This is a genomic window from Massilia genomosp. 1 (assembly GCF_011682185.1).
GTDB classification, from domain to species: Bacteria; Pseudomonadota; Gammaproteobacteria; order Burkholderiales; family Burkholderiaceae_D; genus Telluria_A; species Telluria_A rubra.
On record NZ_WHJF01000044.1, the window covers coordinates 1 to 20,925 of the forward strand.

Here is a 20,925-nt window from a genome sequence, read left to right on the forward strand (position 1 = left end):
CGCCGGTTCGGGCGCAGCGGCGGCGGCCAGCACCGGCGGCGCCTGCGCCGGTGCGGCCGGCGGATCGTCGTCGCTGCCGCAGGCGCCCAGCATGACGATCACGGCCAGCAGGGCGGTGTCGGGAATCAGTCGCATCATTGCTCTCCCTTGGGGCATTGGCGGCGCGCTACAGGTGGGCGCATGGCCTTACTGGCAGTGCAGCAGGCGCAGTTGTCCCAGCACAGGCAAGCCGGGAATCGCGCCGACGGGCGAGGCGCTGCGCACCAGGTCCACCTCGATGAAGTAGCTGTTGGCGTTGAAGTTCAGCGCCACGCAGTTGCTCAGGTAGCGCGTTTGCGGGGTGGCCGCCGGCGCATAGCTGTTGCTCGACAGGGTCGCCAGGGTGCTCAAGGCGCCGGTGGCGGTATTGTGCGAACGCAGGCGCGTGCGCACTTCGGAATAGATACCGTTGTCGGTAAACCGCGCGCCCGAATACACGCTCAAGATGCCGTTGCCGTCCCAGGTATCATGCACCTGGTAACGGATGGTGCAGCTCAGGGATGTGGCGCCGCTGACGAGGCCGGCATCGTTATTGTGGAACGACACCCTGTCGCTGCACGACTCATCCGGCGTGCCGGTCGATCCCACGGACGACCAGTTGCTGCCGGCCAGCGCCAGGCCGGGAAGCGCCAGCGCGATCACGGCGAGCGCGGCACCCACGCGGGCAGGACGGGTGGCGCGCAAGGTTGGAAGATAAGTAGACATGGCGGCTCCTTGACAGTGAAGCCAGGCGCGACCGCCATCGCCATGATGACGGCCTGCCTGGCACGTCCAGATTAGGAGCCGCAGCGATCGCGCGCGTGAGGTGCGTCAACCATCGCGGTGCGTTAATCGGGGCCGGGCGCTGTCCGCGCCGCCCTTACGGGCAGTGGCCGAGCACGTAATGCCCGGCCGAGGTCTGCGCCAGGGTCTGGATGTAGAACAGGTTGTTCAGGCCCATGTTCTGGTTCGACCCGTTGGCCAGCGCAAAGCCGCCGCTGGCGTGCGCTCGCCCAGCCTGCACGTGGGCAAAGTTACTGGCCGTGACCGTGCTGCAGATAAAGCCGCTGCTGGTGCTGGCGCTCACGCCGGCCGACAAGCCGCTTTCGACCGCGCCCGCCAACGACGAGGCCTGATAGGTGTAGCTGGTGGAGGCGGCCAGCCCGGTATCGGTGTAGGACGTGCCCGTGAGCGGGCTCGGCGTGACCTTGCCGCCGTTGCGGTAGAGGTTGTAGCCGCTGGCGCCGGCGGCCGCGCTCCACGACAGGGCGATGCTGCTGGCGCTGGCGGCGCCGGCTTTCAAGCCGGCCGGCGGCTGCACGGCCGGCGCCGGTCCCACCAGGAACTGGGGCAGGGTGCAGGGCGCCGAGGTCTGGCCGCTGCGCGCGCTGGTGGCCGTGACAGTGCCGCTGTAGTAGCCGTTGGCCAGCGCGTAAGCGATGCTGAAGGCGGCGCCGCTGCCGGCTTGCGCGTCATTGACCGGGGTGGCGCCGGAGAGCGCCACCCGGTAGCTGCCGATGGTCCCGCCCGCATCCACGGCGGCGCCGCCGATGGTGGCGGCGTTGCCCGCCACGCTGGCCGTGCAGACCGTCATCAGCGGCGCCGCAATGGCGCTCGCCCGCAGGTTGTTCCTGAACCAGAAATCCATCACAAAGGCCGGGTAATCGACCTTGGTGGGGTCGACGAAGTGGCCGTTCTGGCCGCCGGGACCGGCCGGCCACGCATGGCCCATGCCGCTCACCGCGATTTCCGAGGTGCGCAGCTTGCCGTTGCCGTCGGTATAGGGCGTGTTGCCGCCGCCGCCGGGCACCAGCACCTGCGCACCCCTGGTGAACACGCCGCCATAGGCGATGCGCATGGCCGCCGCATCGATCGGCCCGTAGGCGGGCGCCACCGTGTAATCGTTGCTGCCCCAGATGACGCTGGCGATCTGGGTGGCGAACTTGCCTTGCTGGGCGCCGGCCATCGTCATGCACTTGTTGCCCGCCGTGTTCGCGTTGAACCCGGACGGCACGCTGCCGATCTGCATGGTGGTGGTGCCCGGCGGCGGCCCCGCGTTGATGCCGATGCCGGCAAACACATCCGGCGCGAGGCAGCCCAGCACCATGGTCTGGCCGCCGCCCGAGGACAGGCCCGTCACGTACACCTGGTCTGGATCGATGGCGTAGCGCGCATCGGCCAGGAAACGGCTGACCAGGTTCAGCAGCACGCCATCGTGCCCGCTGGCGCGGTTGTGGTTGCCGAGGCTGTAATCCCAGCAATGGCTGCCGGAGACATTGCCGGTGGCGTTAGGCGCCAGCACCACGGCGCCGTACTGGTCGGCCACCCCCTTCCAGTTAAAGCCCTTGTCCGCGCCGGCATCGATGACGTCGCCGGCCGCCGTTTGCTGGCAGCCATGCAGCACCATCACCAGCGCGCGCTTGCCGCCCAGCACCGGTTGCGTGGCGGGCCAGTAAAAGTAGCCGCTCAGGTTGCCGCCGTTGACGCTGTCCGCGCCCCAGGTCTGGTTGCCGCTCCAGGCGCCGGGGCCGGCCTGGACCTGGGCCAGCGCGCACGCTGGCAGGCACAGCAGTAAGGAAGCCGCGCGGCGGCCGAGAGAGTGCTTGATGTCCATGATGTCTCCATTTTTCTGTCTTGAACATACGGGAAGGCTGCGCGTGCTTGCAGGGAAGAGCTCGGTTGGGGGCGTAGAGGGGGTACCGCGCTGGGCGGCCAGCCTTCGGGACGGTTCACGGGAAGTAACAGCCGGAAATAATTCTACCGTACGGGAATCAAATATCTTCCTGATGCACCGGAGCGTCCCGGCACGATGCTTGTGCGTCATTGCACAGGGGCCGCAGCAGGCGCGCGCGATGTGAGGCACAATGACACGCTGCGTTTCCTGGAGGAGTGATTGTGTCGGTGCTTGCCGCAGGTTTGTTCGGTGCCTTTGCCGCCTGGTTCGCCGTGCGCTGGATCGGCGCGCGCCTGCGCCTCGGCGCCGGCGACGGCTCCCTGGTGTTCGCGCCTTTCCTGGAACGGCTCGGCATCCTGCAATTGCTGGGCGTGGCTGTGCTGGCCTGGGTGGCGTTCTCGCGCGAGCACGACAATTACCCGGCCTTGATCGTGCTGGCGCTCGCGCTGGCCATCGGCGGCGTCTACTGCCTGTGCGAAGGCATCATGACGCGCGGCCAGGTTGACGATGGCGGCATTGTGTTCATCACGCCGTGGGGCGGCCGGCGCAACGAGGCGTGGCGCGACCTGCGCAGCGTGCGCTACCGTTCGTACTGCGCCATGTATGTGCTGACATTTCGCAGCGGCAGCGTGATCCGCCTGTCGGTGCTGCTCAGCGGCCACGGCGCCGTCCTCCAACAATTGCGTGCAAGGGGTTACCATGTCTGAACTGAGTCACCTTCGATTGATGGCCAGCTACAACAGCTGGATGAACCAGAAAATCGTCGACGCCGCGGCCACGCTGCCCGCGCACGAACTGGCGGCCGGGCGTGGCGCGTTCTTCGGTTCCTTGCTCGGCACGCTCAATCACCTGGTGGCGGCCGATACCATCTGGCTGCGGCGTTTCGCCACCCATCCGGCGCGCTTTGCCGCGCTCGATGCGGTGCTGGCGCTGCCCGCACCAGGCGCGCTCGACGCCGTCTACAGCGACGAGCTGGCCATGCTGGCCGCGCACCGGCGCTGGCTCGACGAGCTGATCGGGGGATGGCTCGCGCAGCTGGCCGACGCCGACCTCGACCATGTGCTGCATTACGCCAGCACCAAAGGGATTCGCTCGCAAAAGCGCTTCGGCGACCTGCTGCTGCATTTTTTCAATCACCAGACCCACCATCGGGGGCAGGCGAGCACCTTGCTGTCGCAGGCGGGCGTCGACCTCGGCGTGACCGACTTGTTGATGCTTATTGAGAACGTGGCGGATCATGCCGCGCCATCTGCGCCGGCCTGAGCGCGTCGGCGTCGGCGCGCGCCGCGTGGCGCTTGAGCGAGCGCACCACTTGATTGTATGAATCAACCATGGCGGCCACCAGCACCTTGCCCTGCGGCGTGCCGGTGTAGCTGTCGGCGCCCGCGAAGCCCCCATTGAAAAAGCCGCCCGCCGCGCCGAAACGCCAGTGGCTGGCGCTGCCCTGCGCCACCGCCAGGGCGGCGCCGGAGCGCTTGTCGGTCAAGGTGAGCAGGGTGGACGGTTGCAGGGCGATATCGTGCAGGGAACCGAGGCGCCCGACAGCGGCGCCGTCGCCGAAGCTGAGCGAGGGCGTGGCGGTGTAATCGGATGCTGTAAGTGTGCGCTTACCGTCATGGAGAGCGGCATCGGCCAGCGTGAAACAGTTCGACGCCCGCACCATCAGGCGCAGCAGCGGCAAGGTGCCGGACTGCTCGGCATCTTTGCCGAAAGACAGGGTTCCCAAGGCGCCAGGGCAATGTTCAAGCTGGCTGTTGGGCGGTTTGATGCCGGCTGGCGGCGCTGCGGCCGGCGGCGGTTTGCTGGCGCAGCCGGCCAGGGCCATGGCTGTCAGCGCGATGAGCAGGGCAGGGTTTGGGCCTGGCGTCATGGCGTATCCTTTGCGTGGAGTTGAACAAGAACTTCACACATTCTAACGATGCAATATGGCAAGTAACTTGCCTATAATCAACGTTAGCGGAAGGTGCGCGAAATACCACAGTGCTTGTTAACAGGCCAGTCCGGCAGTCATGTAGCGTATGGTCCAAGCGCTTGTAAAAGGGTGCAGACAGCTGCATACTAAAACGTACAGGAGGTCAATCCATGTCCACTACGCTGAAATTGTCAGATGAACTGATCGAAATGGCCAAGCCGCATGCGGCCGCCGGGCATCGCTCGGTGCCAAAGCAGATTGAATATTGGGCACGCCTTGGCAAGGCTGTCGAAGACAATCCCGATCTGCCGTTGCAGTTCATCAAAGATACCTTGCTGTCTGCTCAGGAGGCAAAAGCGGGACTGCTTGCGCCCTACCAATTTGGGGCATGACTGTGTTGGCGATCCTTGTCACGCCAACTTTTGCAAGGGCTATAAAAGTTGCATCCTAAAGACAAGGTTGTCGTCGACAAAGCCGTCAAAATGATCGCTGGCGATCCTTCGATCGGCGAGGAAAAGAAGGGCGATCTTGCAGGGTTTTTTGTGCATAAATTCAAGATCAACAAGCAAGAAGTTTTACTGGCATATCAGCTTCAGCCAGACAAGCGCTCACCCGCCGCGGCGCTGCTGCTTAACCTTGGTTCGCATGAGAATTTCTATTCTGATCTGTGGATAACATAACAACCGGGAACCATGTGAAAAAAGCTGTACTGGCAATCGTTGTAAGCGTCGGCGTGCTGTCCCTGGCTGCGTGCAGGTCCGGCAAGCAGGAACACCAGCCCGGCTTGAGCGAGACCGAAAAACGCTCGGCGGATGGGCGAGACCGGACATGTTCTCTACCGGATGGCTCGCAGTTCGCACTGACTGCCCACGCGCCCCACCTCGGCAAGTACGATGCATTTCACAGCGGCAAGATCAGGGATGCCTTCGCTGCCGCGTTTCACATCACCTACCGAGGCAAGCATGTCGCCACGACCCTGGCCTCATTCAACGACGATCTGCCCGATTGCGTCGATTACGGCATGAGTGAAAACACCATCTACGCGCTGACCGACAAAGCGGTCTTTCGTTTCATGACAGCGGACGGCAAGCGCGGCGGCTCGGTGCTGGTCGTCAGCGACGACGGTGGCCTCACCTTCAGCGACAACCTTCACCCCAATGCACCTTTACAGGCCGGCGCCAACACGCAGTTGAAGGCCGCATTTCAAGCGTTTGCTTATTACAGATCGCGCTTCCGGATCCTGGGCGGCCAGTATCAGCTGGAGATCACCGACCCGCTCAGTTTCGACAAATTTTTGTTGTTTGTGTCGGCCAATCGCGGAAAGACATGGACCGGGCCGATCGGCAGCGTCGATCCCACTGTCTTTTCCAGCAGCGAGGTGGACCGGCAGCGCGCCAGCTTCGCATGGAATGCCTGGCAGTTCAAGCTATTCAAAGCGGAACAGGAGGCATGCAAGCACCCCCCCCCCGAAACCGGCTGCGCAAGCGCCACCAATAACGACTGGTCGGCGCAGTGGCGTGCATGCCTGAGCGAGCGCGCCGCTCCGGCGTGCCTGAAGAGCCTGCCCGATCCCACGCCGCGATTGCGGGAACGCCAGCCGGGCGCATAGCGGCAAACTCCCTGGCGCGCTTCTGCCGCGCAGACGGCTAGTACGCCTTCAGCGCAGGCTGGCGCAGCGTCTCGCCGGCCAGCCCCGGGCCGTACAGCGGGCTGTCCGAAATCGCGTTATGCCCCGTGTCCGGCACATTGATATAGCGCGCCACGCCGGGTTGAAAGCGCGTCATCAACAGTTCCGAACTGGCGCGCGGGATCATCTCGTCATTCCCGGCGACGATCAGCGTGGTCGGGGCATTGACCCTGGCGGCGTACACGCCCGACTCGAATGTATCCCTCAAGAGCAGCGTCACCGGAAACCACGGAAACTGCAGTTCGGCGATGCCGACGATGCTGTCGTAGGGCGTCACCAGCACCAGCCGGTCCACTGGCCGCATGCTCGCCAGATGCACCGCCACGCCGCTGCCCAGGCTGCGCCCGATCACGGTCACCTGCGGATGGCGCGCCTGCACCATGTCGAACAGGGCCAGCGCATCGGCGAACAGCGCCGCCTCGGTCGGCTTGCCGGTACTGCCGCCGTAGCCGCGGTAATGCAGCAGATAGAGCGCCTGTCCGGGAAAGGTCTCGCCCAGGAAGGGCAGGCTGGCCGAGACATCCTCGGCGTTCCCGCCCAGGTAAATGAGCGCGCGCGGCCCGGTGTCAAGCCGCACCGACACGTCCAGCACGGCGCCGTCCACGGGCAGCTTGATGAGCGAATCGGGCGTGCCGAAACGGCGCGGCTGCGGGAAGTAGATCAAGGAACGCTGCGCCAGAAACAGGCCGACGCAGGCGACGACATACAAGGCAAGCGCCGCAAGAATCACACCTATTACTATGCGCATCGCGCTCTCCTTATTGCATCAGCTCTTTGATCATCTTCACCGGCGCGCTGCCGTAGCCGAGAAACTGTTCGTGGAACTGCTTGAGCTCGAAGCGCGCGCCGAGCGCCTGCTTGCGCTGCTCGCGCAGGTCCATGATCTCGCTGTAGCCGCTGAAGTAGCTGGTCAACTGCACCGAGCTCACTTTGGCGCGGTGCCACTTCTCGCCCGCTTCGCTGCGCGTCTGGAAGGCCTGGCGCGTGAGCATGTCCATCGCATCGGCTTCGCTCATGCCCAGCACGTGTGTGCTGTAGTCGAGGATGGTGTTGGTGACCACGCGCAGGTTCCACTTCGAGTACATCAGCCACATTTCCGGCGTATTGTCGCCATAGCCCGATTCGAGCATCATGCGCTCGCCGTACACCGCCCAGCCTTCGATCATGGCGCCGTTGCCGAACAGCGACTTGATCAACGATGGCGACTTGTTCGCATACACCAGTTGCGCGTAATGGCCCGGAATGGCTTCGTGGATGTTCAGGATCTGCAAAATCCAGTGGTTGTATTCGCGCAGGGTGCTCTCGGCCTGTTCGGGCGAGAGGCCGTCGAGCGGCGTCACATTGTAGAAGGTGCGGTCTTGCGGCCGATACGGCCCCGGCGCATCGATGCTCGCGCCCGCCACGCCGCGCTGGTAGAGCGGCGTTTCGCGCACCACCAGCGGCTTTTTCGGATCGAGCGTGAGCAGCTTGTTCTTCACCACCCAGTCTTGCAGCAGCGGGATCTGGCGCCGGATCTCGGGGAAGAACTCCTCGCGCGAGACGTGCTTGGCCGACAGCTTGTCGATCACCATGCCGATTTTTTTGGTGCGGTCGGCCGGCTTGGCGGCGCCGCCCATGGTCTTGCTCCACAGCTCGTCGGACAGGGTATCCATGCGCGCCAGCAGCTGCTCGCGTGCGCCGAGCGCCTTCTGGTACATCTGCTCCGCGCTCACGCCGGCCTGGATGTCATGGCCGAATTTTTGTTCGTACAGCGCCTTGCCGATCCGGAACGAGCGCGCGCTGTTGTTGGCCTGCTGCGTCTTATCGAGATCGGTGAGGAAGTTGACGTAGCCGATCAGGGCGTCGCCGGCGGCCGCGATGCGGCGCGCGAACAGGTCCTTTTCGGCCTGGTTCAGGATCGATTCCTGCGCCGCCTTGCCCAGGTCCGCCAGCACCGTCATGGTGCCGGGCGCCTGCTGCAAGGCCAGTTGCGTGTGTTCGTGGGTCGGGTTGACGATGCTCGCCTGGGCCGCCTGGTAATACGCCGGCACATTGGTCAGGCGCTTGAGCAGGGTGCGCAGGCGCTGCGGCTTGGCCGCGTATTCGGAACCCATGATCAAATCGATCGGCGCGGCGATGTTATACAGCGCCGGATTCCATTCGAACTCGCGCAGGGTGGTCAGGTAGAAGCGGTCGGCATTGAGCTTGTTGACCAGCAGGACGTGGTCGGTACGCTGCCTGACCGACAATTGGCGCGTATCGAGCTTGGCCAGCTTTTGCAGCCATTCGTCGGCGAACGCCAGTTGCGCGGCGCGCGTGGCGGCGCTCGGGATGGTCAGGTTGGCCGCGCCGTCGTATTTGCCGGAATAGATCGCGCTTTCCGGATCGATGCGCCACAGCGCGCCGAGGAACTGCATGCTGACCGTATTGAAGCGCCGGTCCTGCGAGCGTTCGGCGCCGGCGGCGGGTGCGCTGGCGACAACGGCGGCGGCGACCGGCGCGGCGATGGCCGCTGCCTTGGCCGGCTTGGCGGCTTTGCCTGATTTAGCGGGTTTGCCTGGCTTGGCGGCTTTCACCGTCTTGGTGCTGTGTGCTTGGGACTGTTTTTTCGGCTTGGCAGCGCCTGCGGGCGCCAGCGCGAAGCACGTCATTAAAACAGCCAGCGCAATTTTCGTTTTCAACATTGTGTTGGGCCTTGTAGTGACAGGGACAGGAGCAGCCGCACGCATGCGGCGGGGCGTCAGATTAGCATCAATCGCGCCGCTTGCGCGCTTTTGTCGGGTTGAAGAGGGGAGATCAGTCGATGGCGCCGGCGCGGATCATCTCCTGCTGCCGCGCGTTGAGGGTGGCGACGGTGTGTTTGCCGTTGGCGATATTGGTCAGGACAATCTCGCTCGACTTGGTGAAACGGTGGCCGATGCGCACGGTGTAAGAGCGCGTGACCCAGCTCCAGAAGCCCTGCGCGAAGCTGGCGTCTTCCATGTCGCGCCATTTGACGCCGGTGACGCCTTTTTTCCAGGGCAGCACGCCGGAGTAGAGCCACACGCCCACGTCATCGTAGTACAGCTGGATACTGCGCAGCAGCAGGAAGCGGTAGCCGACCACGATCGCCGAGATGGCGAAGACGACGGCGGCGGCGATCTCGTTGCCGTAGCTGAACGCCAGCGGCAGCGCGACGCCGAACAGCAGGGCCGCGAGGATCACGACGCCGGTGTAGGCCAGCCATGACTTCACGCCGATCACGTGAGCGTCGGGGGAGCTTCTCGATGCGTTGTCTTCTTCCATGGATTTTGGCGCCGCTTGATAAAAACGCATGATGTCATGGAATGGCGCAGGGCGCTACTCCGACCGCTACCACGTCGTTCCTGGCCTACCGCAAGCCCTCCTGCAGCATGCGCAGCATATCCCCCGGCGACATGCGCGCCGAGACGTCGCTGCCTTCGAGCAGGCTGTCGGCCAGGTCGCGCTTGTGCTTGTGCAGCTCGACGATGCCTTCCTCGATCGTATGCCGTGCCACCAGCCGGTAAATGGTCACCGGCCGCTGCTGCCCCATGCGGTGCGCGCGGTCCGAGGCCTGGTCTTCCACCGCCGGATTCCACCACGGGTCCATATGGATCACGTAGTCCGCCGCCGTCAGGTTGATCCCGACCCCGCCCGCCTTGAGCGAAATGAGGAACACATCGCCCTCGCCGGCCTGGAACGCATCGACCCGCTTTTTACGCTCCTGCATCGGGGTCGAGCCATCGAGGTACTGATACTTGATCCCGCGTTCGTCCAGATGCTTGCGGATCAGGGTCAGGTGGTCGACGAACTGGCTGAATACCAGCACCTTGTGGCGGTTGTCGAGCAGCTCGTCGAGCAGGCGCGCGAACACGGTGAGCTTGCTGCTTTGCAGGCCCAGCTCGGGCGCCACCAGCGCCGGATTGCAGCAGGCGCGCCGCAGCTTCATCATCTCGGCCAGGATCTGGATCGACTTCTGGCTCTCGGGCACTTCCAGCGCGGCCAGCTTGGCGATCGCATCGCGCCGCAGCGATTCGTACAGCGCCGTCTCTTCTTCGGTCAAGTCGACCGGCAGCACGATCTCGGTGCGCGGCGGCAGTTCCGCCAGCACCTGCGCCTTGGTGCGGCGCAAAATGAAGGGCTGGATCAAACGGCGCAGGCGCAAACGCGCCCCGGCGTCAGCGCGCGTTGATGTCTTTGTTGCAGTCTGCGCCCGTTCGATCGGACCGGCAAAGCGCAGGTTGAACTGGTCGCTGGTGCCGAGCAAGCCCGGATTAATGAAGCGGAACAGGTTCCACAACTCGCCCAGGTGGTTTTCCAGCGGCGTGCCGGTGGCCACCATGCGGAATTCGCCTTGCAGCGCCATCACGGCCTGCGAGCGCTTGGTCGCGGTGTTCTTGATCGCCTGCGCTTCATCGAGCACGATGCTGTTCCAGCGCACCCTGGCAAACGCCGGCGCTTCCAGTTGCAGCAGGCCGTAGCTGGCGACCACCAGGTCGAACGGCCCCGCCTCATCGAGCATGGCGGCGCGGTCGCCGCTGCCGAACAGCTTCACGTTCAGGGTTGGCGCAAAGCGCGCCGCCTCGCTGATCCAGTTCATGCACACCGAGGTCGGCGCGATCACCAGCGCCGGGCCTTGCGGCGCGCGCGAGAGCAGCAGCGCCAGCGCCTGCAAGGTTTTACCGAGCCCCATGTCGTCCGCCAGGCAGGCGCCTACGCCCCAGTGGGCCAGGCGCGCCAGCCATTCGAAGCCCTCGACCTGGTAGTCGCGCAACTCGGCTTGCAGGGTACTCGGCATCTGCGGCACGAAGGCCGCGTTGCTTTCCATGTGCGCCAGGTGGGCGATCCAGGCTTTGTCGGTGGTGACCTTGCCGGCGTCCTGCGCCAGTTCTTCCAGCGCGAAGCTGGCCAGCGCATGCACCTTGACCCCGTCCGCGCTCGGCGTGCCGAAGGCCGACAGCTCCATCAGGCGCCGGTGCAGTTCGGTCGTCAATGCCATGAACTGGTTGTCGCCCAGCGCCACGAAGCGGCTGCCGTTCTCGCGCAGCAGATCGAGCAGGGTGCGCAGGTCCATGATGCGGTTCTCGTCGATCTGCACCTCGCCGCTGGCCGCGAACCAGTCCTTGTCGCGCTTGATCGACAGGCGCACCGAGCTCGAATCGGCCTTTTTGGCCAGCCGGAACGGCTCGCCCTCGGGCCAGGCCAGCAGCACCCTGGCCGGGTCGAGCTCCTGCAATTCGGCCAGCAGTTCCAGGCACGCGACCGGATTGGCCAGCAGCCATTCGCCGTGGTCGGCTTCGGATTGCTCCAGCACGTGCAACGCCCCGACCAACTGGCGTTCGGCTTCGCGTTCGGCGTTCAGGTTGCGGCGCGCTTCGACCCGCGCGCCGCCAACTTCAGCGATCACGCTCTCGGCGCCCGAACCGGGCGGGTAATAGGCGCCGGCGTCCGGCAAGGGGCGCACCAGCACCTGCATTTTCAGGCCCTGCTGATAGGGCAGCAGATGCACGTGCAGGCGGTTGTCGGCCTCCACCCGGGCGATGTCGGCCGCGCTGCCGCCGATGTCCGACTGCACCGTGACGATCGACGAAATCGCGCCGATCGCCTTGAGCACCTGCTTTTCCGCGTGCAGCGGCACCACCAGGCCATTGCCGACGATGGCGCCGATGCGGCGGTGCTCGTCGCTGATGCGCACCACCCGCAGGCGGGTCGGCGTTTCACGCGTCACGCACACGTCGTCGGTATTGTCCACAATGGACGGTTGCAGGGTGATGGTCACATTCCCGGCGCGCGCCTTGATCATCAGTTCCGGTTCGCCCGGCAGCAGTTCCACGCGCGTGCCGGGCGCATCGATCCAGAACAGCAGCGGGTGGCCGATCAGCGCGGCCACCGCCTTGTCCATGTCGAATTCGTAACGCACCCCGCCGCCGCTGTAGTATTTATAGGCGTTCAGGGTGGCCACCACGTGCAGGTCTTGCGAGGTCAAAAAGTCGAAGCTGGCCGCGTCCTCCGACAGGCGTTTCAGGCCCATGGCGCGGCCGCGGCTCCAGCCGCCCTGGGCGTCGCGCTTCTGTTCGCGCGCCTCGATGTCCTGCACGCCGTACAGCGGATCGAAGCGCAGGCCCCACACCAGGCGCGCTTCTTTCACGACTTCGACATTCACCGCCGGCTGCAGGTTGATCAGCGCATTGAGCTGGCGTTCCCACGGCTCCTCGCGCTCGAACCAGACGCTCATGTCGGCACAGCGCAGGCGCTGGCGCAGGGCGGTCGCTTCCTGGTCGCGCGAGACGGCGCCGATGCGGCCCAGCAGGGCGCCCAGCTGCGCCGCCACCAGGTCGAAACCACCTTCGCGCGCCTGCGTCATCATCTGTTCGAGCTGCGCGCGCTTGTCGTCGAGCTGCGGCAACGCCAGCCAGTAGTGCAGCAACGCGCGGAACATGAACGGTTGCAGCGCGCTTTCCCAGCTGCGCGTGGGCAGTACCGCGGCGTCGACCGTGCCGCCGCGGATCTGGCGCAGCAGGTTCAGTTGCTGGTAGACCGCCGTGTCGTGGCTTTGCGCGGTGCGCGTGACGATGTCGAGATAGGCTTCGGCCGCCTTGGCGTGCTTCGGATCGGGACTGCGCAGCAGCGCCAGCACGTACAGGTGGCCGCCGATGCCGGGAAAGGCCATCTTGCGCTTGCCGGTTTCGCGGCGCAGCGCCTTGAGCGCCTGCTCGAACCCGGCGAGCGCCTCCATGTGGTGATCGCGCAGCAGCAAAATGACGCTGCGGTAGAACAGCGCCATCGAGTCGTCCAGGTCGTGCAGCAGGTTCGAGGCGTCGTCCAGGCGGCCGCATAAAATCAGGTGTTCGGCCATGACGATGCGCAGCGCCATCGAGGGCGCTCCTTTCGCCAGGTGGCGTTCGGCGAACCCGCGCAACTGCGCCGCGCTGGCCGGTTCGCGCTGGGCATTTTCCAGCAGCACCGTGAGCACCTCGTCGCGCACCAGCGGGTGGATGCGCGCAAACAGCGCCGGCTCGAACGGGCGCGCGCAGATATCGACCAGCGGATGCAGGTAGAGCGCCTCGTGGCAGTTCATGCAGGCCGCCAGCAGCGGCGCCACCTGGGCCGGGCCCTGGCCGCTGGCCAGCGCGATGCGCAGCAGCGCCACCCCCTGGCGGTAGCTGCGCAGGATGGCAAAGCCTTCCCAGTTGCGGCGCAGCGGGGTCAGCTTGTCGTAGGCAGCGGCCAGCGCGCCGAAGGTGCCGGCGTCGAGCGCGGCGCTCAGCGCCAGCCAGGTGATCTCGGGCGTGACGATCCAGCCGCGCTGCTGCAACTCGCTGGCCATGCCGGCGCCGCGCAGCGCATCCATCGCCGCCACCATGCGCTCGTTGTCCACCGCGACACCGGCGGCGGCGAGGTGCTCCTGGAGGCGGATCCGGCCCATCGGCTCGCCCGCCATCGCCAGCATGGCGACGCTATGTTGCTCGACCGTGTCCATGTGCGCGAATTGCTCGCGCATGGTCGCTCGCATGGTCGCTCGCATGGTCGCTGTTTCCTGTTCGTTCATGCAGCGCCGGGCAGGTTCTCGATCGCCACCACCGCCGGCTGGCCTTGTGTAGTCAAACCGAAGATGCGCAGGTAGAAATACAGCTCCGCTTCGAGCGTGCGCACGATGCTGTCGGCCTTGCGAAAGCCGTGGCCTTCGCCTTCCAGGGTCATGTAGGCCACCGGTACGCCGGCCGCGCGCAGCGCCGTGACCATCACTTCCGACTGCTGCGGCGGCACGACCTTGTCGTCCAGGCCCTGGAAGAAGATCATCGGGCGCGTCAGCTTGTCGGCGTGCTTGATCGGTGAGCGCAGCAGGTACAGGGCTTCCGACTCCGCCTTTGGTGCGATCAGGTACTCGTTGTAGTGCGACTCGAACTTGTGCGAGTCGTCGTCCAGGCCCTTCAGGTCCGACACGCCGTAGTAGCTGGCGCCGGCCTTGAACACATCATGGAAGGTGAGGGCGCACAGGGTGGTCAGGCCGCCGGCGCTGCCGCCGCGGATCACCAGCCGTTCCGGATCGGCCAGGCCGCGCGTGGCCACGTAGCGCGCGCCGGCGACGCAATCGTCGACGTCGACCACGCCCCACTGGCCCTTGAGCGCATCGCGGTAGGCGCGTCCGAAGCCGCTGCTGCCGCCGTAGTTCACGTCGAGCACGGCGAACCCGCGGCTGGTCCAGTATTGGGTGGCCAGCTTGAGGGTGTTGGTGGCCATGCCGGTCGGGCCGCCGTGGCTGATCACCATCAGCGGCGGCCTGGCGCTGGGGTCCGGCCGCACGTCGGCATTGCAGGGCGGGTAGTAGAACGCGTGCGCGCTGCGCTGGCCGTTGGCGCCGCTGGCGTAGGTGACGCTCTCGGGGACCGACAGGTAGCCGTCGGCCGGCAGCGCGCTGATCGAGCGCGCCAGCACGTGCGGCGTGGCGCTGGCCAGCTCGAAACGCGCCAGCTCGAGCGGGATGTGCGGCGAGCCGCCCAGGATCAGCGCCACGCCGCCGCCCACGCGCAGCTCGCGGATTTCTTGGTAGGGATTGGTGATCGGCGCCAGTTTGCCGCTCTCGGGCGACAACTGGGCCAGGCGGCTGACGCCGTTTTCGATGTAGGTGCAGACGATCTCGCCGTCGCCCGTAAAACCGTACATCGACACCGCGAAGGTCCAGTGCGGCGAGCCGAATTCGGCGGCGCGCTCGCACAGCGGCTGCACCTCGCCCCCGGCCAGGCGGTACAGGTTCCACCATCCGCTGCGGTCCGACACAAAATGCAGCACGCCGGCCGGCGACCATTCGGGCTGGCAGAGCGCTTCTTCAGGCCCGCCGGCGACCAGCGCCGGCTTGCCAAGCGAGCCGTCCGGATTGACTTGCGCCAGCCACAGTTCGGTGCCCTGCCACGGCATGCGCGGATGGTCCCAGCTCAGCCATGCCAGCGACTGGCCGTCCGGCGACAGGCGCGGGGCGGCGTAAAAGTCGCTGCCCTGGGCCAGGATGGTCTCGCCGCCGTCGGCGCCGATGGCGCATAGCGTATTGACCGGCTGCGCGCTTCCTTGTGCATGATCCTCGCGTACCACTACCAGCCGCTTGCGCGCCGCATCGTGGGCAAAGTCGGCGTAGCGCGCGCTGCCCGGGCGGGTGAGTGCCTGCGGGGCCGCGCCGGGAGCAATCGTGTAAATACAATTATCGGCAAAATGCGAGAAATACACCGTGCCCGCCGCCACCAGGTAGGCGCCGCCGCCGTATTCGTGTACGCGGCTGCGCACATTGAAGGGGGCCGGGGTCAGCTCGACCAGGTCGGCGCCGCGCTGGCGCAGCAGGGTGGTGCGCCCGCCTTCGCTGGCGCGTCCGGCCAGCCAGTAGGCATCCTGGCCATCGGCCTGCGGCTGCGACAGCGGGGTGGCGCCGGCGGCCACGATGGCGGCGCTGATCGGGGAAGGCCAGAGGCCGAAAGCGGCGTTCTGTTGGCTGGTGGGAGCTGTCATGGGGATTTACTGGGTTGGCGGTGGTATGGCATGATAGTTAATCCCCCGCGCCGGCGCAAATGCGCTCGCGCGGCGCAGGGGGTGAGAATGCGGGAGAATGCGATAATAGCGCCTTTCTCCAAGCTTTCGACGGTTCCCCATGCCCCAATTCGCCCCGCTCCAGAACGATACATTCCTGCGCGCGCTGCTGCGCCAACCGACCGATTACACCCCTGTGTGGCTGATGCGTCAGGCGGGGCGCTACCTGCCGGAATACCGCGCCACGCGCGAGCGCGCCGGCTCCTTCCTGGGCCTGGCCAAGAACCCTGACTACGCCACCGAAGTGACCCTGCAGCCGATCGACCGCTACCCGCTGGACGCCTCGATCCTGTTTTCCGACATCCTCACCGTGCCCGACGCGATGGGCCTGGGCCTGTACTTCGTCGATGGCGAAGGTCCCAAGTTCGAGCGTCCGCTGCGCACCGAAGCCGACGTCATGGCCCTGCGCGCGCCCGACCTGGACTCGCTCGACTACGTCTTCAAGGCGGTCACCCAGATCCGCGGCGCCCTGAACGGGCGCGTGCCGCTGATCGGTTTTTCGGGCAGCCCGTGGACCCTGGCCTGCTATATGGTCGAAGGCGGCGGCTCCAAGGAATTCCACACCATCAAAAAGATGCTGTACAACCGCCCCGACCTGATGCACCACATCCTGTCGACCAACGCGGCGGCGGTGGCGGCCTACCTGAACGCCCAGATCGACGCCGGCGCCCAGGCCGTGATGATGTTCGACTCGTGGGGCGGCGCGCTGGCCGACGGCGCCTACCAAACCTTCTCGCTGGAGTACATGCGCCAGGTGATGAGCCAGCTCAAGCGCGAAAAAGACGGCGTGCGCATCCCGGCGGTGGTCTTCACCAAGGGTGGCGGCCTGTGGCTCGACCAGATCGCCGACATCGGCGCCGATGCGGTCGGCCTGGACTGGACCGTCAACCTGGGCCGCGCGCGCGCCCTGGTCGGCCACAAGGTCGCCCTGCAGGGCAACCTGGACCCGGCCATCCTGTTCGCCAGCCCGGAACAGATCCGCGCCGAAGTCGAGCGTACCCTGAGCAGCTACGGCAAGCCGTCCGACGGCTCAGGTCACGTGTTCAACCTGGGGCATGGCATCTCGCAATTCACCCCGCCCGAGTCGGTCAGCGCCATGGTCGAGGCAGTACACAGCTTCAGCCGCCAGCAACGCGCCAGCCTGTAGTCTGGCTACAGCGACGCCCCCTTGCCAGGGTGGTGTCGCTGGGCTGCGGAAGACGTTTTCTGAATGACAATATCCCACTTATTCACAATTTTTCTGAACATCACTGATTAAAAATCAGGCGGTCAAGAAAAGTTTCTTGAACTTTTAAGTCATTGATGTAAAACGGTTTATAAAATTTACCTGTCGAGATGGCTGGCGAAAATGTGGACAAGGTACAGAGGGAAAACCCGGGTTTTCCAGCATTGTCCACAAAGTTATCAACAGGCAGTGTGGATAAAAATGAAAAGTCCCGCGTTTACCGCGACTTAGCGCGATTGTTAAGGTTTTACCTGAGGATTTGCTGTGCTGCATGATGGTGCCGGACTGTGTCGGCGGCAACTCGCCGAAGGTGTGCGGCGGGTCCCGCAGCGGCCCGGCCAGCCGGCTGCGGGAGCCGTTGATACCCAGCCGCAAGCGGCCAATCCGACTACATTTTCAGGGTACCGCGCCTTACTTATGCACAGAACGGCGGTCAAACATGGTTTTCCCGCCTTCCCAAGGCTGTTTTCGCAAGTGATTGATTCGTAAGGATTAAATTTCTTTGATTTTCAGTTGTTCGGCTCATCTATTGTGCAAGCACAAAGCTTTTGGCCTCGCACAAATTGTTTGTCCACAAAGTTGTCCACAAGCTGAGCATGCTTGAAACGATGTCCTGGACATGCATGGCGATGGGCTGTCCGCACCTCCCTCAACCTGACCGAAGCAACCCAGATGGCGTACTGCATCCTCAACATCGCGCTCGACACGCCGCTCACCAGCTGCTTCGATTACCGCTGGCCGTGTACGCCGGGCGACGAGCCGCGCGTGGGCCAGCTGGCGCTGGTCAGCTTCGGGCGCCGCGAGGTAGTCGGGCTCATCGTCGCCATCAAGCACGACACCGAGGTCCCGGCCGACAAGCTCAAAGACGCGCTGGCCGTGCGCAGCGAGCTCTCGCCCCTGTCGCCGCAATGGATCGCGCTGGCCGCGTTTGCGGCCGACTACTATCAGCGTCCGCTCGGCGAAGTCGCCTTGCCGGGACTGCCCAAGAACCTGCGCGTGCTCACCACCGTGGCGCTCGATCGCGCGCTGAAAAAGCTGGCCAAGGGCGCGCCCGCGCACGACCACACGCCGCTCGACATGCCGCGCCTGAACGAGGCGCAGCAGCAAGCGGCCGATGCCATCGGCGGGGCCCAGGGTTTTACGCCGATCCTGCTGTACGGCGTGACCGGCAGCGGCAAGACCGAGGTGTACCTGCAGGCCTGCGCCCGGGTGCTGGCGCGCGAAGAGGGCGGCCAGATCCTGATCCTGGTCCCCGAGATCAACCTCACCCCGCAGCTGGAAGGGAACATCCGCGCGCGCTTTCCGGGCGTGATGCTGGCCACCTTGCACAGCAGCCTGTCGGAGGGCGAACGCATGCTGCACTGGCTGGCCGCGCACCAGGGGCAGGCCCGCATCATCCTCGGCACCCGCCTGGCGATCCTGGCCTCGCTGCCGAAGCTGAAGCTGATCGTCATCGACGAAGAGCACGACCCCTCGTACAAACAGCAGGAAGGGCTGCGCTACTCCGCGCGCGACCTGGCGGTGTGGCGCGCGCGCCAGCTCGGCATTCCGATCGTGCTCGGATCGGCCACGCCGTCGCTCGAGAGCTGGCACCATGCCGGCTCCGGGCGCTATCGCAAGCTCGAACTGCGCGAGCGCGCCGTCAAGGACGCGGTGCTGCCGCGCGTGAAGCTGCTCGACATGGAGCGCGACAAGCCGGTCGACGGAATCACCTCGCACCTGATGGCGGCGCTGCGCCAGCGCCTCGAGCGCGGCGAACAATCGCTGCTGTTCTTGAACCGGCGCGGGTATGCGCCCGTGATCTGCTGCGAATCGTGCGGCTGGATCAGCAACTGCACCCGCTGCACCTCGTTCATGGTGCTGCACAAGCCCGAGCACCGGCTGCGCTGCCACCACTGCAGCCTGGAGCTGCGCATACCCCGCCATTGTCCGACCTGCGGCAATGTCGACCTGCAGCCGCTCGGGCGCGGCACCCAGCGCGTGGAAGAAGGCTTGCAGCTGGTTTTTCCCGAGGCGCGCATCCTGCGCATCGACGCCGACTCCACGCGCCTGAAGGGCAGTGCGCAAGCCGCGTTCGCCACGGTGCACCGGGGCGAAGTCGATATCCTGATCGGCACCCAGATGGTCGCCAAGGGGCACGACTTCAAGAAGCTGACCCTGGTGGGGATTTTGAATCCCGACACCGCGCTGTTCTCGCAGGATTACCGCGCCAGCGAGCGCCTGTTCGCGCAGTTGATGCAGGTGGCCGGGCGCGCGGGCAGGGCGGCGCGCACGGAAGGCGGCAGCGTGAGCGAAGTGCTGATCCAGACGCGTTACGCCAGCCATCCGCTGTACACGGCGGTGGTCAACCACGACTACGACCGCTTCGCCACCGATTTGCTGGAAGAGCGGCGCGCTGCCGCGCTGCCGCCGTACCTGTACCAGGCGCTGTTGCGGGCCGAAGCGCCGGAGCTGGAAACGGCGATTGGCTTCCTGGAGAGTGCGCGCGACGCGCTGGCATTCGACGGCATCACCTTGAATGACCCGATCCCGATGACGATGACGCGGGTACACAACGTCGACCGCGCGCAGCTGCTGGTGGAAAGTCCCTCGCGGCCGGCGCTGCAAGCCTTTCTCAAAGAATGGCTGGCCCTATTGCGCGCCATGAAAAGCCGGGTCAAATGGTCGCTCGAAGTCGACCCCCTCGACATCTGAAGCAACAGCTCCCCCCACCACCGGGGTCAGAGCTTTAACTAGCAACAAACAGCTTGGCCGCAACGGTTTTGTTGGCTTATCACGACGGCTTCGGTGGCTCTACACGCCGTTTGCCGCAACTGAACCGGCATTCGTCCAATTTCTCTGTAACGTTGATCCGTTCAGCAACTATTGCAAGTTAAAGCTCTGACCCCGGTGGGGGGGGGCGGTGTGGGGTTGCGGGAGGTAGCGGCGGGCGCTGGTGACGATGTGCTCGGTCAGGGCGCGCGTGAAGGGGGTGTCGATGTTCCAGGCGTGCCACGATAAGGCCGTGTTCCAGGTGCGGCCGGGCGTCAAATTGACCAATTGGCCGGCGGCAATCCGGCTCAGCGCGCTCAGCTCGGGCATCAGGCCGTACGCCACGCCGTGCAGGATGCAGTTCTCCAGCGCCGCCGAGACCGGCATGGTGTGGTGCGGGAAGGCCACCTCGCCGTCGAACTCGCGCGCCAGGAAGCGCGCCAGTTGCTTGCGCTCGCTGACCACCGCCGGCGCCAGCGCCACCGCCTCGGCAATGAAGCCGTCGCCGAACCAGTGCCCCGCAAACGCGGGCGTGGCCACGCAGGTGTAGCGCAGCAATCCCAGCGCCGTGGCGCTGGTGCCGACCGCCGCTTCGCCAGCGCCGCCGCCATCGGCCTCGGCCACGCAGGCGAACGCCGCGCCTTCGCGCACCAGCCGCAGCGCACGCTCGCCGTCGGCCAGTTCGATGTTGAACTGGCAGCGCGGCGGTGACAGCAGTGCCGGCAGCGCTTGCGCGAACCAGGTCGCCAGGCTGTCGGCGTCGAGCGCCAGGGCCAGGGTCGGCAGGCTGGCGTCGCGCCCGAGGTCGATGTCGAGCGCCGCTTCCATCAGCTTCACATGGCGGAAATGCAGCACCAGCCGCTGCCCCAGCCCGGTCGGCGCCGAGGGCGCGCCACGTACCACCAGCAGGCGGCCGCAGCTGTCTTCGAGCGCCTTGATGCGCTGCGATACAGCCGACTGGCTCATTCCCAGCAGCAGCGCCGCCTTGTCGAAACTGCCGCTCGCCGCCACCGCGTCGAGCACGGCCAGGCCGCGATAGTCGAGAGTACTCATCAGCTAAGCTTATCCATGGTGATATTGATCAGCGATACTAATACGCTTCGCCT

16 protein-coding genes are annotated in these 20,925 nt (G+C 65.5%); 7 read left to right on the plus strand and 9 right to left on the minus strand.

The features are described 5' to 3' along the window. Positions 1–186 precede the first annotated feature (186 nt). Together F1735_RS17225 and F1735_RS17230 are read right to left on the minus strand one after the other, a co-directional pair. The gene (locus tag F1735_RS17225) at positions 187–744 is read right to left on the minus strand and encodes a hypothetical protein (RefSeq protein WP_167238073.1); all 558 of its coding nucleotides are present in this window, start codon (positions 742–744) and stop codon (positions 187–189) included. 154 nt (positions 745–898) lie between these two features. Beyond that, positions 899–2,632, minus strand: coding sequence for an extracellular catalytic domain type 1 short-chain-length polyhydroxyalkanoate depolymerase (locus F1735_RS17230; protein WP_167238074.1), 1,734 nt, complete (start codon positions 2,630–2,632; stop codon positions 899–901). Positions 2,633–2,913: 281 nt separating this feature from the next. Here F1735_RS17230 and F1735_RS17235 point away from each other — a divergent pair, with 281 nt between their 5' ends. Together F1735_RS17235 and F1735_RS17240 are read left to right on the plus strand one after the other, a co-directional pair. Next, on the plus strand, positions 2,914–3,399 hold the full coding sequence (locus F1735_RS17235) for a hypothetical protein (protein WP_167238075.1): 486 nt from the start codon (positions 2,914–2,916) through the stop codon (positions 3,397–3,399). Continuing rightward, complete coding sequence (locus F1735_RS17240) at positions 3,392–3,955, plus strand: DinB family protein (protein WP_167238076.1); 564 nt, start codon at positions 3,392–3,394, stop codon at positions 3,953–3,955. The genes F1735_RS17235 and F1735_RS17240 overlap by 8 nt, the downstream gene beginning before the upstream one ends. Here the strand turns inward: F1735_RS17240 and F1735_RS17245 are convergent. Beyond that, positions 3,909–4,562 (minus strand): hypothetical protein, encoded by a 654-nt coding sequence (locus tag F1735_RS17245; RefSeq protein WP_167238077.1) that lies wholly within the window; start codon positions 4,560–4,562, stop codon positions 3,909–3,911. The genes F1735_RS17240 and F1735_RS17245 overlap by 47 nt on opposite strands. 212 nt (positions 4,563–4,774) lie before the next feature. On the opposite strand from F1735_RS17245, the gene F1735_RS17250 reads away from it, so the two are divergent. From F1735_RS17250 to F1735_RS17260, 3 genes are read left to right on the plus strand one after another with little or no spacing between them, the layout of a single operon-like run. Beyond that, on the plus strand, positions 4,775–4,996 hold the full coding sequence (locus F1735_RS17250; RefSeq protein ID WP_167238078.1) for a TA system antitoxin ParD family protein: 222 nt from the start codon (positions 4,775–4,777) through the stop codon (positions 4,994–4,996). A 48-nt stretch (positions 4,997–5,044) separates the two neighbouring features. Next, positions 5,045–5,284, plus strand: a complete 240-nt coding sequence (locus F1735_RS17255; RefSeq protein ID WP_229505825.1) for a type II toxin-antitoxin system RelE/ParE family toxin — start codon at positions 5,045–5,047, stop codon at positions 5,282–5,284. Positions 5,285–5,298: 14 nt separating this feature from the next. Beyond that, entirely contained in the window at positions 5,299–6,213 is a 915-nt protein-coding gene (locus tag F1735_RS17260; protein WP_167238079.1) for a hypothetical protein, read from the plus strand. Between the two features lie 37 nt (positions 6,214–6,250). Here F1735_RS17260 and F1735_RS17265 read toward each other — a convergent pair whose 3' ends face one another. From F1735_RS17265 to F1735_RS17285, 5 genes are all read right to left on the minus strand, one after another. Beyond that, positions 6,251–7,039, minus strand: coding sequence for an alpha/beta hydrolase (locus F1735_RS17265; protein WP_167238080.1), 789 nt, complete (start codon positions 7,037–7,039; stop codon positions 6,251–6,253). Positions 7,040–7,049: 10 nt separating this feature from the next. Continuing rightward, a complete protein-coding gene (locus tag F1735_RS17270; protein WP_167238081.1) occupies positions 7,050–8,954 on the minus strand; it encodes a DUF885 domain-containing protein in 1,905 nt (634 codons plus the stop codon). Positions 8,955–9,066: 112 nt separating this feature from the next. Continuing rightward, positions 9,067–9,585 carry a hypothetical protein gene (locus F1735_RS17275; protein ID WP_229476773.1) on the minus strand — a complete coding sequence of 173 codons (519 nt, stop codon included), beginning with the start codon at positions 9,583–9,585 and terminating at the stop codon, positions 9,067–9,069. Positions 9,586–9,640: 55 nt separating this feature from the next. After that, positions 9,641–13,771 (minus strand): DEAD/DEAH box helicase, encoded by a 4,131-nt coding sequence (locus tag F1735_RS17280; RefSeq protein ID WP_229505826.1) that lies wholly within the window; start codon positions 13,769–13,771, stop codon positions 9,641–9,643. A gap of 44 nt (positions 13,772–13,815) precedes the next feature. Beyond that, complete coding sequence (locus F1735_RS17285; protein WP_167238082.1) at positions 13,816–15,765, minus strand: dipeptidyl-peptidase 5; 1,950 nt, start codon at positions 15,763–15,765, stop codon at positions 13,816–13,818. Positions 15,766–15,904: 139 nt separating this feature from the next. Here F1735_RS17285 and hemE point away from each other — a divergent pair, with 139 nt between their 5' ends. Further along, positions 15,905–16,990 carry a uroporphyrinogen decarboxylase gene (hemE, locus tag F1735_RS17290; RefSeq protein WP_167238083.1) on the plus strand — a complete coding sequence of 362 codons (1,086 nt, stop codon included), beginning with the start codon at positions 15,905–15,907 and terminating at the stop codon, positions 16,988–16,990. Between the two features lie 750 nt (positions 16,991–17,740). Further along, on the plus strand, positions 17,741–19,762 hold the full coding sequence (locus tag F1735_RS17295) for a primosomal protein N' (protein WP_167238084.1): 2,022 nt from the start codon (positions 17,741–17,743) through the stop codon (positions 19,760–19,762). Positions 19,763–19,930: 168 nt separating this feature from the next. On the opposite strand, the gene F1735_RS17300 is transcribed toward F1735_RS17295, so the two are convergent. Then, on the minus strand, positions 19,931–20,872 hold the full coding sequence (locus tag F1735_RS17300) for an ArgP/LysG family DNA-binding transcriptional regulator (RefSeq protein ID WP_167238085.1): 942 nt from the start codon (positions 20,870–20,872) through the stop codon (positions 19,931–19,933). Positions 20,873–20,925 lie beyond the last annotated feature (53 nt).

Bases quoted from the DNA above. Each gene is read 5' to 3' on its own strand.
- F1735_RS17300 (WP_167238085.1), bottom strand. From the start codon at position 20,872: ATGAGTACTCTCGACTATCGCGGCCTGGCCGTGCTCGACGCGGTGGCG.
- F1735_RS17265 (WP_167238080.1), bottom strand. From the start codon at position 7,039: ATGCGCATAGTAATAGGTGTGATTCTTGCGGCGCTTGCCTTGTATGTC.
- F1735_RS17270 (WP_167238081.1), bottom strand. From the start codon at position 8,954: ATGTTGAAAACGAAAATTGCGCTGGCTGTTTTAATGACGTGCTTCGCG.
- hemE (WP_167238083.1), top strand. From the start codon at position 15,905: ATGCCCCAATTCGCCCCGCTCCAGAACGATACATTCCTGCGCGCGCTG.
- F1735_RS17245 (WP_167238077.1), bottom strand. From the start codon at position 4,562: ATGACGCCAGGCCCAAACCCTGCCCTGCTCATCGCGCTGACAGCCATG.
- F1735_RS17250 (WP_167238078.1), top strand. From the start codon at position 4,775: ATGTCCACTACGCTGAAATTGTCAGATGAACTGATCGAAATGGCCAAG.
- F1735_RS17280 (WP_229505826.1), bottom strand. From the start codon at position 13,771: ATGCGCGAGCAATTCGCGCACATGGACACGGTCGAGCAACATAGCGTC.
- F1735_RS17240 (WP_167238076.1), top strand. From the start codon at position 3,392: ATGTCTGAACTGAGTCACCTTCGATTGATGGCCAGCTACAACAGCTGG.
- F1735_RS17275 (WP_229476773.1), bottom strand. From the start codon at position 9,585: ATGCGTTTTTATCAAGCGGCGCCAAAATCCATGGAAGAAGACAACGCA.
- F1735_RS17225 (WP_167238073.1), bottom strand. From the start codon at position 744: ATGTCTACTTATCTTCCAACCTTGCGCGCCACCCGTCCTGCCCGCGTG.
- F1735_RS17285 (WP_167238082.1), bottom strand. From the start codon at position 15,765: ATGACAGCTCCCACCAGCCAACAGAACGCCGCTTTCGGCCTCTGGCCT.
- F1735_RS17295 (WP_167238084.1), top strand. From the start codon at position 17,741: ATGGCGTACTGCATCCTCAACATCGCGCTCGACACGCCGCTCACCAGC.
- F1735_RS17230 (WP_167238074.1), bottom strand. From the start codon at position 2,632: ATGGACATCAAGCACTCTCTCGGCCGCCGCGCGGCTTCCTTACTGCTG.